This window comes from Nocardioides panacis (assembly GCF_019039255.1).
GTDB lineage: Bacteria > Actinomycetota > Actinomycetes > Propionibacteriales > Nocardioidaceae > Nocardioides_B > Nocardioides_B panacis.
Genome location: NZ_CP077062.1, coordinates 4,226,843 through 4,239,843 on the forward strand (window position 1 = coordinate 4,226,843; position 13,001 = coordinate 4,239,843).

Annotated in this window: 14 protein-coding genes; 4 read left to right on the plus strand and 10 right to left on the minus strand. The window is 71.2% G+C overall.

What is annotated here, in order from left to right; genetic code table 11:
- Window positions 1-42: 42 nt before the first annotated feature.
- Window positions 43-963: an NAD-dependent epimerase/dehydratase family protein gene (locus KRR39_RS20705; protein WP_216939292.1), complete on the plus strand. Its 921-nt coding sequence runs from the start codon at window positions 43-45 to the stop codon at window positions 961-963.
- Here KRR39_RS20705 and KRR39_RS20710 read toward each other — a convergent pair.
- Both KRR39_RS20710 and KRR39_RS20715 read right to left on the minus strand, forming a co-directional pair.
- The gene (locus tag KRR39_RS20710) at window positions 960-1,640 is read right to left on the minus strand and encodes an SRPBCC family protein (protein WP_216939293.1); all 681 of its coding nucleotides are present in this window, start codon (window positions 1,638-1,640) and stop codon (window positions 960-962) included. The genes KRR39_RS20705 and KRR39_RS20710 overlap by 4 nt on opposite strands.
- A 40-nt stretch (window positions 1,641-1,680) precedes the next feature.
- A complete protein-coding gene (locus KRR39_RS20715; protein WP_216939294.1) occupies window positions 1,681-2,898 on the minus strand; it encodes a wax ester/triacylglycerol synthase domain-containing protein in 1,218 nt (405 codons plus the stop codon).
- A 265-nt stretch (window positions 2,899-3,163) separates the two neighbouring features.
- Between KRR39_RS20715 and KRR39_RS20720 the strand changes: the two genes are divergently transcribed.
- The gene (locus KRR39_RS20720; RefSeq protein ID WP_216939295.1) at window positions 3,164-3,379 is read left to right on the plus strand and encodes a hypervirulence associated TUDOR domain-containing protein; all 216 of its coding nucleotides are present in this window, start codon (window positions 3,164-3,166) and stop codon (window positions 3,377-3,379) included.
- Between the two features lie 13 nt (window positions 3,380-3,392).
- Here KRR39_RS20720 and KRR39_RS20725 read toward each other — a convergent pair whose 3' ends face one another.
- Genes KRR39_RS20725 through KRR39_RS20740 form a run of 4 tightly spaced genes read right to left on the minus strand, consistent with a single transcriptional unit; the run spans window position 3,393 to window position 5,891 of the window.
- A complete protein-coding gene (locus KRR39_RS20725; protein ID WP_216939296.1) occupies window positions 3,393-4,067 on the minus strand; it encodes a VOC family protein in 675 nt (224 codons plus the stop codon).
- Window positions 4,064-4,510, minus strand: coding sequence for a YdeI/OmpD-associated family protein (locus KRR39_RS20730; RefSeq protein WP_254185303.1), 447 nt, complete (start codon window positions 4,508-4,510; stop codon window positions 4,064-4,066). Before KRR39_RS20730 ends, KRR39_RS20725 begins: the two co-directional genes overlap by 4 nt.
- Window positions 4,511-4,566: 56 nt before the next feature.
- Entirely contained in the window at window positions 4,567-5,328 is a 762-nt protein-coding gene (locus KRR39_RS20735; RefSeq protein WP_254185304.1) for an SDR family NAD(P)-dependent oxidoreductase, read from the minus strand.
- Window positions 5,325-5,891, minus strand: coding sequence for a GNAT family N-acetyltransferase (locus KRR39_RS20740; protein ID WP_254185305.1), 567 nt, complete (start codon window positions 5,889-5,891; stop codon window positions 5,325-5,327). Before KRR39_RS20740 ends, KRR39_RS20735 begins: the two co-directional genes overlap by 4 nt.
- 255 nt (window positions 5,892-6,146) lie before the next feature.
- Here KRR39_RS20740 and KRR39_RS20745 point away from each other — a divergent pair, with 255 nt between their 5' ends.
- Window positions 6,147-7,430 carry an alpha/beta hydrolase gene (locus KRR39_RS20745; protein WP_216939299.1) on the plus strand — a complete coding sequence of 428 codons (1,284 nt, stop codon included), beginning with the start codon at window positions 6,147-6,149 and terminating at the stop codon, window positions 7,428-7,430.
- A gap of 136 nt (window positions 7,431-7,566) precedes the next feature.
- Here KRR39_RS20745 and KRR39_RS20750 read toward each other — a convergent pair whose 3' ends face one another.
- The 3 genes from KRR39_RS20750 to KRR39_RS20760 all read right to left on the minus strand — a co-directional run bounded on the left by KRR39_RS20750 (window position 7,567) and on the right by KRR39_RS20760 (window position 10,585).
- Entirely contained in the window at window positions 7,567-8,697 is a 1,131-nt protein-coding gene (locus KRR39_RS20750; RefSeq protein WP_216939300.1) for an aminotransferase class V-fold PLP-dependent enzyme, read from the minus strand.
- Between the two features lie 351 nt (window positions 8,698-9,048).
- A complete protein-coding gene (locus KRR39_RS20755; protein ID WP_216939301.1) occupies window positions 9,049-9,672 on the minus strand; it encodes an NADPH-dependent F420 reductase in 624 nt (207 codons plus the stop codon).
- Window positions 9,673-9,850: 178 nt separating this feature from the next.
- The gene (locus KRR39_RS20760; protein ID WP_216939302.1) at window positions 9,851-10,585 is read right to left on the minus strand and encodes an SDR family NAD(P)-dependent oxidoreductase; all 735 of its coding nucleotides are present in this window, start codon (window positions 10,583-10,585) and stop codon (window positions 9,851-9,853) included.
- A gap of 137 nt (window positions 10,586-10,722) precedes the next feature.
- On the opposite strand from KRR39_RS20760, the gene KRR39_RS20765 reads away from it, so the two are divergent.
- On the plus strand, window positions 10,723-11,364 hold the full coding sequence (locus tag KRR39_RS20765; RefSeq protein WP_216939303.1) for a TetR/AcrR family transcriptional regulator: 642 nt from the start codon (window positions 10,723-10,725) through the stop codon (window positions 11,362-11,364).
- A 726-nt stretch (window positions 11,365-12,090) separates the two neighbouring features.
- Here the strand turns inward: KRR39_RS20765 and KRR39_RS20770 are convergent.
- A complete protein-coding gene (locus KRR39_RS20770; protein WP_216939304.1) occupies window positions 12,091-12,969 on the minus strand; it encodes a Gfo/Idh/MocA family protein in 879 nt (292 codons plus the stop codon).
- Window positions 12,970-13,001: the final 32 nt, after the last annotated feature.

Genomic DNA, 13,001 nt, shown 5'->3' on the forward strand with positions numbered 1-13,001 from the left:
GTGGGTCATCGGGCCTCAGGGCGCCCGTGCCAGGGTGGTGGGATGACCGAGTCCAGCCCCTCCCCGTCCGCCGTCGTCGTCGTCACCGGGGCGAACGGTCTGGTCGGCTCCCGCACCTGTGCCGCGCTCGTCGAGCGGGGTGCGACCGTGCGTGCCGTCGTACGACGTCCCGGCACCGCCCCGGCCCTCGCCGGCGTCGAGGAGTGGGTCGGTGACTTCTACGACCCGGAGCTGGCGGCCGCCGTGGTCGCGGGCGCGGACGCCGTGGTCACCACGGTCCACCCGATGGGGACCGACCGCGCGACCCAGCACCGGATCGCGGTGGACGGCACACCGGTCCTGGCGACGGCTGCCCGGGACGCCGGGGTCGAGCGACTGGTGCACATCTCCACGGCGGGCGTCTACGACCGCTCACCCGGCACCGGCGACGTGGACGAGGACGCCGCGCTGGTCGCGGACGACGCGGACGCCTACGCCGTGACCAAGCGTGACACCGACGCCGCGCTGACCGAGGTCGACGGGCTCACCCGCGTGCTGCTCCGTCCGCCGGCGATCCTCGGCGCCGCGGAGACCTCGGTCTGGAACACGCTTCGTCCGGCCGCGATGCGCGACGACGAGAACGCCCGGCACGCCGTCCCCGAGCAGAGCTTCGCCTGGGTGCACGTCGACGACCTCGCCACCTTCGCCGCTGACCTGGCGTCCGGCCGGGTGGCGGCCGCGACGGACCCGGCAGCCGGACCGGTCGCGGGCGGGTGCACCGTGGTGAACGTCGCGGCGGGCCCGGCGACGGTCCGCGACTACTACGCGACCGTCACCGGAGCCCTCGGCGTCGAGCCGGTCTGGGACGACCGTCCGGTGTGGACCGGCCGCATCCTGGCCGGGCGGGCCCACGGGTGGGGCTGGACACCGAGCGTGGACCTGACCCGCGCACTGGCCGAGATCGACGACGGGCTGCGCGGCTAGCGGGTCGGCGTCCCGGCAGCAGCCGTGTCCTCGACGTTGCGCTTGAGGACCCGGAGCATCCGCGCCTGCATCACCCAGACGACCGGCGGGAACAGCCAGGACGCGAGCAGCAGTCCCAGCCAGCGCGGGCGGAAGGCCTCGTACCCGCCGATCACGAGCCGGGTGCGCCCACCGGGCAGCGCGGTCAGCAGGAACCCCCAGAGCCCCTCGGTGTAGGCGGACGGCCGGGGCTGCCGCGGGTCGAGGGTCCGGCCGCGCAGGTCGCTGCACCCGTGCAGCCCCAGGAACCGGCCCGGCTCGAGCGCGGCGACCTCCCAGGCGTCCACCAGGCCGTGGCGGGTCCGGTACCTCACCGGGTCGCCCACCTCGAGCGCCTGCCACTCGGGGTGGACCTCGCGGGCGCTCGGGTGGCCGGCGTTGTCGAGGTGGTCCCAGGAGTACCAGCCCGCCCGGTCCCCGCCCAGCTGCACCAGCCACGGCCAGACCTGGTCGGGCGGTGCGTCGATGGTGACCGCCATGGTCGCGCCCCGCCGCCCGTCGGGGACCACGTCCGCGCCGGGGTACGGCCCCCTGACCTCCGTCTCGGTGGCGCCCCAGGTCCGGAGCCGGGGGAGCACCCAGCCGACGTAGACCAGCACGCCCAGCGCGGTGGCCGCGGCCCTGCCTGCGACTGCCATGCGGCCAGCGTGGAAGCAGGCGGGAGGACCGGCCAGGGGCCTAGGTCCCGGTCCCGCCGCCCCGGTCCGGCGTAGACGTCTCGCGCAGCGCGTCCGCCAGGCAGGCCCGCAGCACCTCCTGGTCCGGGAAGTGGTCCGGGTCGGCGACGGCCGCGACGGTCAACGTGCCGGCGTACGACAGCACCTCGAAGGAGACCGTCGAGTTCCCGCTCTCGGCGACCACGACCGGTACGGCGGAGACGACCCGCCGCCCGTCGAACGACACGGGCTCGACCGGGCCGCGCACGTGGCTGACCAGGGTGTGGAACCGGTGCTGGTGGTCGAGGTACCACCGGTAGCCGCCGGCCGCGGCCAGCGGCCGGAACAGCCAGCCGAGCACGGCGATCGGCGGGGGACCGCTCGCACCCGCCTTCCCGGCCCGGACGGTCGCGGCGACCGCCGCCAGGCGCTCGGCCGTCGCGCCCCTGGTCGGCACCGGGACCAGCAGCGGGCTCACGAGGTTGCCGAGCCCGGCCCGCTGCTCGGCGCGCCGCCCGGACACCGGGACGGCGACCACGACGGAGTCGACGCACTCACCCCGCCGCTCGAGCACCCGCTGCAGCGCGGTCGCGACGGCGACCAGCACGGCGTCGTTGGTGGTGGCGCCGTGCCGGTGCGCGGCCGCGCGGACCGCGTCGTACGGCGCGCGCACCACGACCACCCGGCGGCGGGCACCGGTCCGGCGCATCAACGAGCACTCCGCGATCCGCGGCGGCCGCAGCCCCCCGCCCGCCTGCATGGACGCCCGCAGCAGCCGCCACGAGCCGGCGACGCCGCAGACCGCCTTCGCCTTGGTGCGCACCGCATCCCTCAGCAGGTCCGGCACCGAGGGGCGGGGCCGCGCCGGCCGGACGGCGGTCGTCTCCGGGCCGGGGTCCACCAGGCCGGCCAGGACGGTGAGCCCGCCGATCCCGTCCGCGAGGACGTGGTGCAGCACGACCACGAGCGCGCTCCGGTCGTCCGGCAGCCCGGTCACCAGGACCACCGACCACAACGGCGCCTCCCGTCGGAGCGGGGTCATCACCACCTCCAGGGCGGTGTCCAGCAGCGCCTGGGCGTCGCCGGGGGCCCGGCAGGCGACCGCGCGGACGTGGCGCCGGACGTCGAAGCCCGGGTCGTCGACCCAGACCGGGCCGCCGCAGCCGAACGGCACCGTGACCAGCCGCTGGCGCAGCCGGGGGGACCGACCGGGTCCGCTGGTCGACGAGGTCGCGGGCACGCGGCAGGGACAGGGGGGCCGTCGAGCTCGAGGACGACCCCGAACTGCTGCGGGACGTCCCCGTTGTCCATCGCCAGGAAGGCGCGGTCCGACGCGCTCGCGCGCTCGACCGGCGTCGGCCCGGTCGTCGTCCCCGGTGCCGGCAGCCGCCGACGGATCGCCACGCCCATGCGGCCAGCGAACCCCGTCGTACGACGGGACCGGCAGGGCCCAACGTCCCGGGGTCGACCGGTGTGCGCACGCCCGCTGGGGGTACCGGGCACCCATGTCCGACAAGAAGCTGAGCAAGGGCGACCAGGTCGAGTGGAACAGTCACGGCGGCACCGCGGAGGGCACGGTCGAGAAGAAGATCACCCGTGACACGCACGCCGCGAAGCGGGACGTGAAGGCCTCCGAGGACGACCCGCAGTACCTCGTGAGGAGCGACAAGAGCGGCGGCGAGGCGGTCCACAAGCCGGACGCGCTGAAGAAGAAGAAGTAGGCGGGCCGTCCGCTCAGCCCGGCGGGAAGACGCAGAACTCGTTGCCCTCGGGGTCGGCCAGCACGGTCCAGTGCGGCTGCTCCCACAGGTACGTCGCCCCGCGGGCGAGCAGGTCCTCGACGCGACCGACGACGTCCCAGTGCACGCGGTTGGGCTCGGTGCGCGGCTCGGGCACCGGAGCGAAGTCCAGCGTCATCCGCTCGTCGACCGCCACCCCGCTCAGCGTCCACCAGTCGTCCCCGGGCTCGCGCGTCGGCTCGACCCCGAACAGCCCGCCCCACCAGCGAGCGAGGGCCTCGGGATCGGCGCAGTCGATCCCGATCCCGTGGATCCGGTACGCCGGCAGCCGGTCCGGGGGTCGCACGAACGCGCAGAACTCGTTGCCCTCCGGGTCGGCCATCACGTTCCACCCGAAGGCGTTCTCCGACGCCGGCGCCAGCACCCGGGCACCGAGGGCGGTCAGGTCGTCGACCGATCCGCAGTCCACGTCGAGGTGGACGCGGTTCTTGACCCGGTGCGGCCGGTCGACCGGGTTCACCCACAGGGTGTGCCGCGACGTCGCCCCGCCGAGCCGGGCCGGTGGTTCACCGTCCGCGACCTCGAGCCCGCTCACCTCGGCCCAGAACCGGGTCTGGAGGTCGACGTCGACCGCGTCCATGCACAGGTCCTGCCAGGTCACGAGGCTCACCGCTGCTTGCCTGCCAGGAAGAGCGCGACCGCCTTCTCCACACGTCGTTGCCGGGTCTCCGGAGCCTTGGCGGCGTTGATGTTGTCCACGTGATAGCGCCGCAGGCTGTTGGAGAGCCCGTCGAAGAACTGTCGGGCGGGCGCTGCCTGCTCCATCGCAGCAGCGAAGTCCGGGGGCACCTCCACCTCCCGCGGGGTGTCGGCGACCTTCAGGGTCACGGAGATCGCGTCGCCGCCCCTCAGCCCGGTCGCCTCGCGGATCGCAGCACTGACACCGATGAGGTGTCGACCACCCATGACGGCAACCGTGCTGCGGTACTCGTACCCGTTCACCGTCACCAGCACCGGCGGACGTCTGCCGTGCCCCAGCTGCTCGATGACCTGCTCCGGCACAGGGATGCCGGTGTTGTTCCCGCTCGAGCTCAAGGTCGTCTCGAAGGTCACGCCTTCGCGCTGTTCCGGTGTCATCGCTCTCCCGTCGCTGTCGAACCGACTCGAAACTAACCGAGGTACGACGCCCGGGTGGTCGACAACCCTCCGACAGTGTCCTCAGCGGCCCGCGCTCTGGCCGCCGTCGAGGTGCAGGATCTGTCCGGTGACGAACGGGGCCGACTCCAGGTAGAGGATGCCGTCGACGACGTCGCTGACCTGGCCGACCCGTCCCAGGGGTGGAGCGCCGCAAGGGAGTCGTAGGACTCCGGCGCATGTTCCGGGGTCTGGATGACGCCCGGCGAGACCGCGTTGACCCGGATGCCGTGCGCGGCGTACTCGATGGCCAGGGACCTGGTGGCGGAGGCGAGACCGCCCTTGGTCAGCGCGGTGAGGACGGCGGGTGTCTGGGAGTCGGCGAAGTCCGCGAGCGTGGCCGAGACGTTGACGACGTGGCCGCTGCGTCGCTCGAGCATCGCGGTGATGACGCGCTGGGTGAGCCAGAAGAACCCGGCCAGGTTGACGCCGACAGCTCGCGCGTAGTCGGCGGCCGTGTAGTCGGTGAACGGCTTGGCGACGTACACGCCGGCGTTGTTGACGAGGGTGTCGATGCGGCCGAACCTCTCCAAGGCGCCCTCGACGACGCGGTCGGCGGTGGCGGGATCGGAGATGTCTCCGTCGATCGTGAGCAGGTCCGCGTCGCTGGCCGGCACGATCGTGCGCGAGGTCGCCACGACCGCCCAGCCCTGCCGCCGGTAGCCGGCCACGAGGCCGGCCCCGATGCCCTGCGAGCCGCCCGTGACGACGACCACCTTGCGAACCCGCTCGCTCATGCATCTGCCCCGGAGGACGGCTGCCACTGCCGCCTGAGCAGCCCGTAGACCCACGAGTCCGACACGTCTCCGTTCACCACGCAGTCCTCGCGCAGCGTGCCCTCGCGCACGAACCCGAGCTTCTCCAGGACACGCGCCGAGGCCGCGTTGCGCGTGTCGGCCTCGGCCTGCACCCGGTTCAGGTCCAGCGTGTCGAACGCCCACTGCAGCACGGCGCGGGCGGCCTCGGTCGCGTAGCCGTGGCCCCAGGCCGCCTCCTCGAGGCAGTAGCCCATCGCCGCGCTGTGGTAGTCCGGGTTCCACCGGGTCAGGGAGCACCAGCCGAGGAACGTCGCGTCGGAGACGCGGTCCAGGGCCAGCCGTGCCCCGCTGCCGTCCTCCGCCATCTGCCGGCAGGCCACGAGGAAGCGGTCGGCGCGCGCCGGCTCGGTCCAGGGCGGAGAGTTCCAGTAGCGCAGCACGGAGGCGCTGCTGTGCAGCGCGAACAGGGCGTCCGCGTCCTCGGTGGTGAAGGGGCGCAGCCGCAGCCGGTCGGTGTGCAGCGTGGGGGTGAGCAGGGACATGCCTGCCATGGTGCCTTGCCCGTACGAGCGTCCGCCGGGCCGGGAACGCCAGTCGCCGTCCGGATGGCACTGCGTGCGCCCCGGTCGAGTCATGTCCCTGCCCTGCCGTTTGGACCATGCTCGAAGGGCGGGGGTGCGCATACCTGGCAAGCCGAGGTGGTCGACATGACGTTGCGAAGCGAGACTGCGCCCACGAGTGACGACCCGGTCCCGCCCCCCGTGCCGGCGTCACGGCGTACGCACCTGGGGAGAGTCGTGGCCGGTTCGCTGGCAGCTGGGTTCGCAGCGGCGGTCGTGCTCCCGTTCCTGCCAGTCGCCTCGGTGGATGTGGACTTCTCCACCGCGATGGTGCTGCTCGGGTGGGCGCTCGGGTGGGCGCTCTTGGCGGTGCTGTCCACACGGTTCACCGACCAACCTCAACGCTGGGCCGTAGTGCCCGCGATCTTCATGGCGGTGGCTGGTGCGTTGCTGCTCGTGGCCCCGGGCGCCGTGGTGGACGACCTGGGCTGGGTCTGGCCGCCCGCTCTGGTGATCTTGGTGGTCTGGATGTGGATCCGCGCCAAGCGCACGATGCACAGCCGGGCCAGGGTGTGGCTGCTGAACCCGGTGCTGGTCGTCCTGGTGCTCCTCGCTCTGGGCGGGGTGTACGAGAGGATCGCTCAGTCCGCCGCACCGGTGGTCGCCATGCGCGGGCAGCTCGTCGACGTCGGACCGTACCGCCTCCACCTGGAGTGCCACGGTTCACGCCGCCCGACCGTGGTCCTGGAGCCCGGCGGTGGTGGCTCGGCAGCCTCGATGGGACTGATCGCGCCCGCGGTAGCCCGCGACACCCGGGTGTGCGTGTACGACCGGGCAGGGCGGGGCTGGAGTGATCCTGCCGCGAGCCCGCCCGATGCTGCCCAGATCGCCACCGATCTCCACACGCTGCTGAACCGCGCGCACGTTCCGGGTCCCTACGTGCTGGCCGGGCACTCGTTCGGCGGGCTGTACGTGAGGACGTATGCCGCGAAGTACCCCGATGAAGTCGCCGGTCTCGTCCTGGTCGACTCCACCGCCGCCCACGACACCCCCGTGTCGGCACCGAAGGCGGCTTCCTACAGCGTCCTGAAGCATGCGACCTCGCTGATCGCGACCACTTCCCACGTGGGCCTCGGTTGGTTCCTCGCCAACAGCGACTACGCGTATCTGCCGCCGAAGTACCGCGACGATGCACGTTCGACTGCAGCCTCCGGGAAGGAGATGGCCGGGTTCCTCGATGAGTTCGGCGTCGCGAACCGGTCCGAGGCCGAGGCCGGGACACTCCGCACCCTGGATGCGAAGCCATTGATCGTCCTGACCGCCACCGTCGACAACTCCAAGGGATGGATGGCTGACCAGGACAAGATGGTCACGCTGTCGAGCAACAGCGTCCATCGCGTCGAGCCAGGGGCGACCCACGCGTCCTTCGTGGACGACCCAGCGCACGCCGCCGCCGTCACCCGAGCGATCCACGACATCGTCGTCTCACTCCGGACCGGGGCACCGCTGAGCCACCCCTGACGCCGGCCGCTGACGGCACATGCTTCGGGTCGCCGGTCCCAGAGGCCGGTTGCTACTCGTCACGTGAGTCGATGCACCGGGGCCGGGTGACGTCTTGGCCGGGTGCCATTCCGACGGACTTCCTCCAGCGGGGGAATCAGCGGACGAGTTGGTCGAGGCGTGCCTCGAGGCGTTCCACCGTGCTGTCGACATCGGTGAGCTTGTCGAGCCCGAACAGTCCGATCCGGAAGGTCGAGAAGTCGTCGCCTTCGCCGCACTTGAGCGGCACGCCAGCGGCCACCTGCATGCCCAGGTCTTTCAGTTTGGCCCCGCTACGGATGTCCGGGTCGTCGGTGAACGCGACCACCACGCTGGGTGCCGCGAATCCGTCGGCGGCGACGGACGGGAACCCGCGTTTGGCCAGCGCGGCGCGGACTCGCGTCCCCAGGACGATCTGGGCTCGGCACAGGTCGGCAAGCCCAGCGTCGTGGGTCTCGCGCATGAGTGCAGCGTTGTGCGCCAACGCGTCTGTCGGCATCGTTGCGTGGTAGGGGGTGCGTCCCTCGGAGTAGGCCTCGGTGATCGTGAGCCACTGCCGGAGATCGGCGGCGAAGCTCGTCGAGGTGCTCGACTCGACGGCCGCCCGGCCGGCCTCCCTGAGGATCACGAAGCCCGCGCACGGCGAGCCGCTCCAGCCTTTCTGCGGAGCCGTGAGGAGGACATCGATTCCGAGATCGGCCATGTTCACCCAGAGCGCCCCCGACGCGATGCAGTCAAGGACGAACAGCCCCCCGACATCATGGGTCGCCGCAGCGACGGCACGGAGGTAGTCGTCGGGCAGCACGATCCCGGCGGCCGTCTCCACGTGCGCCGCGAAGACCACCTCGGGACGGGTGCGCTCGATGGTCTCGACCACATCGCCGATCGGAGGCGGTACCCATGGTGCGTGCCGCTCGTCGGACGTCGGTCGGGCGAACAGGACGGGGGCTTCGGCCGGAATGGACCCGGCATCGAAGATCTGCGACCAGCGGTAGGAGAAGAAGCCGTTGCGGACGACGAGGCATCGGCGGCCGGTCGCCAGCTGCCGGGCGACCGCCTCCATGGCGTACGTGCCACCACCTGGGACGACCGCGAGGGTCTGGGCCTGGTAGGTCGTGCGGAGCACCTCAACGATGTCCTGCATGACCGCGACGAAGCGCTTCGACATGTGGTTCAGCGAACGGTCCGTGAAGACGACGGAGTACTCCAGCAGTCCACCGGGATCGACGTCAGCGCGAGGCAGGTCCACGACCTCAGACTCCCACAGGTCTTCTCGGCGCGCCCCTGCGTCCTGGTCGCGGCGCAAAGACCCACCGGCCCGCCAGTGCATGAGAGGCGGATGCGAAGTACGCCGCCAGACCCGCGAAGACGACGGTGTCGAACACGCCTATCCTCCTCCGACACCGAGTCGTCCTCGATCATCGGGCACGCGGTCCCGCGGACGCCTCACCCGATTCCGACGACCTCACCTCGGCACCGTGTCGCCTCAGGTTCGGCGCCGGGAAGCCCCGCCGACCTGATGCACGAGTGCATCGACGGCCCCACCGGCCGGGTCAGGCAGGTGTCAGCGTCCCGCGGCAAGACTGCTCGGACGTGGGGCTCAGCCGGTGAGTTCATCGACGCCGAGGGCGAAGTCCCAGTGGCCCACCCCGTTGCTGGCGAGGCCCACCGTGACCACGCCCACTCCTTCCAGCCAGTGCGCCATCTTCAGGCCGCCGACGTCCAGCGGGCGCAGCCCGATGCTCTCGATGAATGCCGCTACGCCCGCCTTGGCCTGCGCATCGTCCCCGGCCATGAAGACGTCGGGTCGACCCTCCTCCAGGACCTTGCGGAAGATGGTGTTGAACGCCTTCACCACGCTGGCGCCGGCCGGGGCCACGTTGGCGACTTCCCGCGCAATCGAGGTCTCCTCGCTGTGGGCCAGTCCGTCGAACGTGGCGTTGAAGGGGTTGCTGATGTCGACGATGACCTTGCCCTCGAGGGCGTCTCCGTACTCGACGACGACCGGAACGACACCGTCGTACAGCACGGCCGTGATGACGATGTCACCTGCCGGGACGGCGCCCCACGTGCCCGTCGTCGCGTCGCCGCCCAGGGCCTTGGCCAGGTCATCGGCCTTGGACTGGTCGCGTCCCATGACCTCGACGGTGTTGCCGCCCGCTACCGCGAGCGTGCCGATGGTGCGGGCCATGTTCCCCGTACCGATGAGGGTGATGCGGCTCATGATGTGTGCTCTCTTCTGTCTTCGAGGTGTCGCTCTGTCTCGTTCGTGCTGGGCCAGGTCAGGACCACGGGACGAGGGCATCCGGTGATCGCTAGCCCCTGGTACGCAGCTGCCCGTGGCAGCGTGCCGACGCGAGGCGCGAGGTGGCGCCCTGCCGCTCGGCGGTGGCGTGGGTGGTTCAGAGGGCAGTCATGCCGCCGTCGGTGACCAGTTCCACTCCGTTGACGTAGCTGGAGTCGTCGGAGGCGAGGAACAGGGCGACAGTCGCGATCTCCTCGGGCCGGCCCATCTCTCCGCGGGGGATGAGGGACTCGAACGCGGCCATGGTTGCCGCGTCGAACAGTTCTTCCTGCTTGGCGGTGGCGACCTGGCCGGGGGTCAGGACGTTCACCCGGATCTTGCGGTCGCGCAGCTCGTTGAGCCAGACACGGGCCCAGGCCTGCTGGACGGCCTTGCTTCCCGCGTAGAGGCTCCAGCCGGGAAAGGCGCCGAGGGAGGCGTTGGACCCGGTCATGAAGATCGAGCCGTTGTCGTTGATCAGCGGCAGTGCCTTCTGCACGGTGAACAGGGTGCCGCGCGCGTTGAGCGAGAAGGCACGGTCGAACTGTTCCTCGGTGATCTCGCCGAGGACGGCAGGCTCACCCATCCCGGCGCTGGCCCACAGCACGTCGATCGAGCCCTTCTCCCGCTGGACGGTGGCGTACAAGCGGTCCAGGTCGTCCAGGTCGGACGCGTCACCCTGGACGGCGGTGACGTTGCGACCGATCAGCCTGACCGCGTCGTCCAGTGCGTCCTGCCGCCGGGCCTGGATGAAGACGTGCGCGCCTTCCTCGACGAACAGCTGGGCGCCGGCCAGTGCCATGCCGGTGGACCCGCCGGTGATCACCGCTACCTTGCCATCGAGCTTTCCCATGATCACTCCGTTGCTGGTTGGTGTTCCGAACAGTCCAGCTCCTTAGGTACACCGGACTGTGTATGTAACGTACGCACGACGTGGCGCGTGCGCAAGCTATGTAGACCGGTGCGTACCCAACGGTCTACGCTGGAGGTATGACGGAGCTGGAGAAGGGCCCTCTGGGCCGGCGCCGGGGCAGGGGCGCACGCGAGCGCATCCTCAGCGCCTCACAGCAGCTGTTCCGCGACCAGGGCATCAACCGCACCGGCATGGAACAGCTCAGCGCCGTGGCCCAGGTGTCCAAGCGCACGGCCTACCAGCACTTCGCCACCAAGGACGAGCTGGTCGCCGAGTACCTGCGCAACGTCGATCCCGACGTCATGCCCGGCGTGTTCGACCGCGCCGACCTCACCCCTCGCGAACGGCTCCTCACCGCCTTCGACATGCCCGCGTCCACGCCCATGTGCCCCTACATCGCGGCGTCCGTCGAGCTGCACGACCCCCAGCACCCGGCATCCCAGTACGCCCGCGACTACAAGACCGCCGTAGCCGCGCGGCTCACCGAGACCGCCCGCGAGGCGGGCGCCACCGACCCCGAACAGCTCGGCGAGCAACTGGCGATGCTTCTCGACGGCGCCGCGGCTCGGAGCCAGGTCCTCGACAGCGATTCCTTCCCCACCGCCGCCGCCATCGCCGCCGTCCTCATCGACCACGCCATCGCCGCGTCCTCTCCTCGGACACCCGGCGATGACCAGGGAGCTACCAAGTCCGGTCTCGTTCCGGTGGAAAGCCGATGATGGCCCGATCATCCCTGGTCAGCCGGGAGACGGCGTCGAGCTCGGCACTCGGGAGGGGGATCGGCCCACGAGATCTGGCCGCAAGCATCCGTACGCATCGTCGACGTCGGCGGTGAGGAAGTGGACGCCTCAGCACCGCAGCAAGCTGTGCGGTGGTCATCGGCATCGGCCGGAACGGGAAGAGCCGCGTTGGGGTGGACATGGAGCACCTCACGCGACGACCTAGCGCGAGGTTAGGGTGCGCTCGCCGCTGACACGACGAGGCTCTCGGAGTCTCGACGCTAGCCCTGGCTGAGCACTACCGCAGGCGGTGACGTGACGGAGTGGGTCAAACCCGAGCCTCGAGGCGGTCGTCGGCCAAGTCCACACGGTCGAAAGGGTCTCGCAGCCGCAGGGCGCCGGGCGCGGAGTCCGGGACGACCGGGTGGGTGACCACGTGCGACCCCGGCGTGAAGATGCCGCCGCCGAAGGCGACCACGACGTTCTGTTTACCGGCCCGTGCTTGAGGCTCTTGCGGGGGTTGGTGCCCCGCGCCTTGACGCCGATGTCGAGGGAGGCCCAGCAGGGGTGTCGCGCGCCGCACCATTGATGGTCAGTCCTTCCCAAGCGTTGGTGGCGGCGATCTCGGCCATCCGTGCCGAGCAGGCGATGCTCGCCTCCGCCCAGGGGGACCGACCGCGGGCTGAGGAGCCCTGGGCGAGATCCACCGAACGCACCCGGTGCGCCTCAACGGCCCATGCGGAGCTTGGTGTCGGCGGCCTCGATGACCCGCTGGATGTGCAGGCCCCGGTTGACGTCGAGTGCGTGCGCCTCGCCGGTCCGTGCGGCGTTGGCGAACTCGGCGAACATGGTGGCGTAGTCGGCCGTGCGCTCGGCATCGGAGCAGTCGACCGATGTCTTGCCGTCCGCCCCGACGAACTCGAACACAGCCTCGTCATAGTCGATCGTGCTGCTCGACCCCAACGTCGACTCGGAGGGCCCGACCAGCCGGTGCTCCAGCCTCAGGGTGACCCAGGCGTTCTCGTCGTCCTCGGCGTCCACGTCGACGACCGGTCCCATGGCGGCGTCGAGGAGATCCGCGACGTGCGGGCCGACATCGAACAGGAGGCCACGTTCACCTCGCCACCGGTCGGCCTGCGCAGGCTGGTCCCTGTGCACCTTGACGACCCGGCAACCACCGCCTCGGGGTCGTCGGTCCGGACCGTGTGCCTGGAGGAACCGCTGGACCTCCGCGGTGTACCGCCACGTGAAGGCGACCTGAGAGACGACGCCGGCGGCGACCACCGTCTCGGTCAGTCGCTCGGCGTCAGCGAGGTCCCACGCGATCGGCACCTCCAGCAGCACACTCTTCCCGGCCCTGGCGGCGATGCCGGCGAGCTCACCCTGGACGGCAGGTGGCACGGCGAAGCAGACCGCCTCACACGCGTCGAGCAGATCCACGAAATCGGCGAACACCGAGACGTCGTACCGCTTGGCGAACTCCTCCGCGGCGAGGGTCCGTCGCGTCCACACGCCCACGAACTCGAGGTCCGGCGACGCGGCAAGGGCGGACGCAAAGACCCCGGCTCGCCTTCCCGCTCCCACCAGACCCGTCGTCACCGTCACGCATCGAGACTAGGAGTGGGGACCCGGGCCGG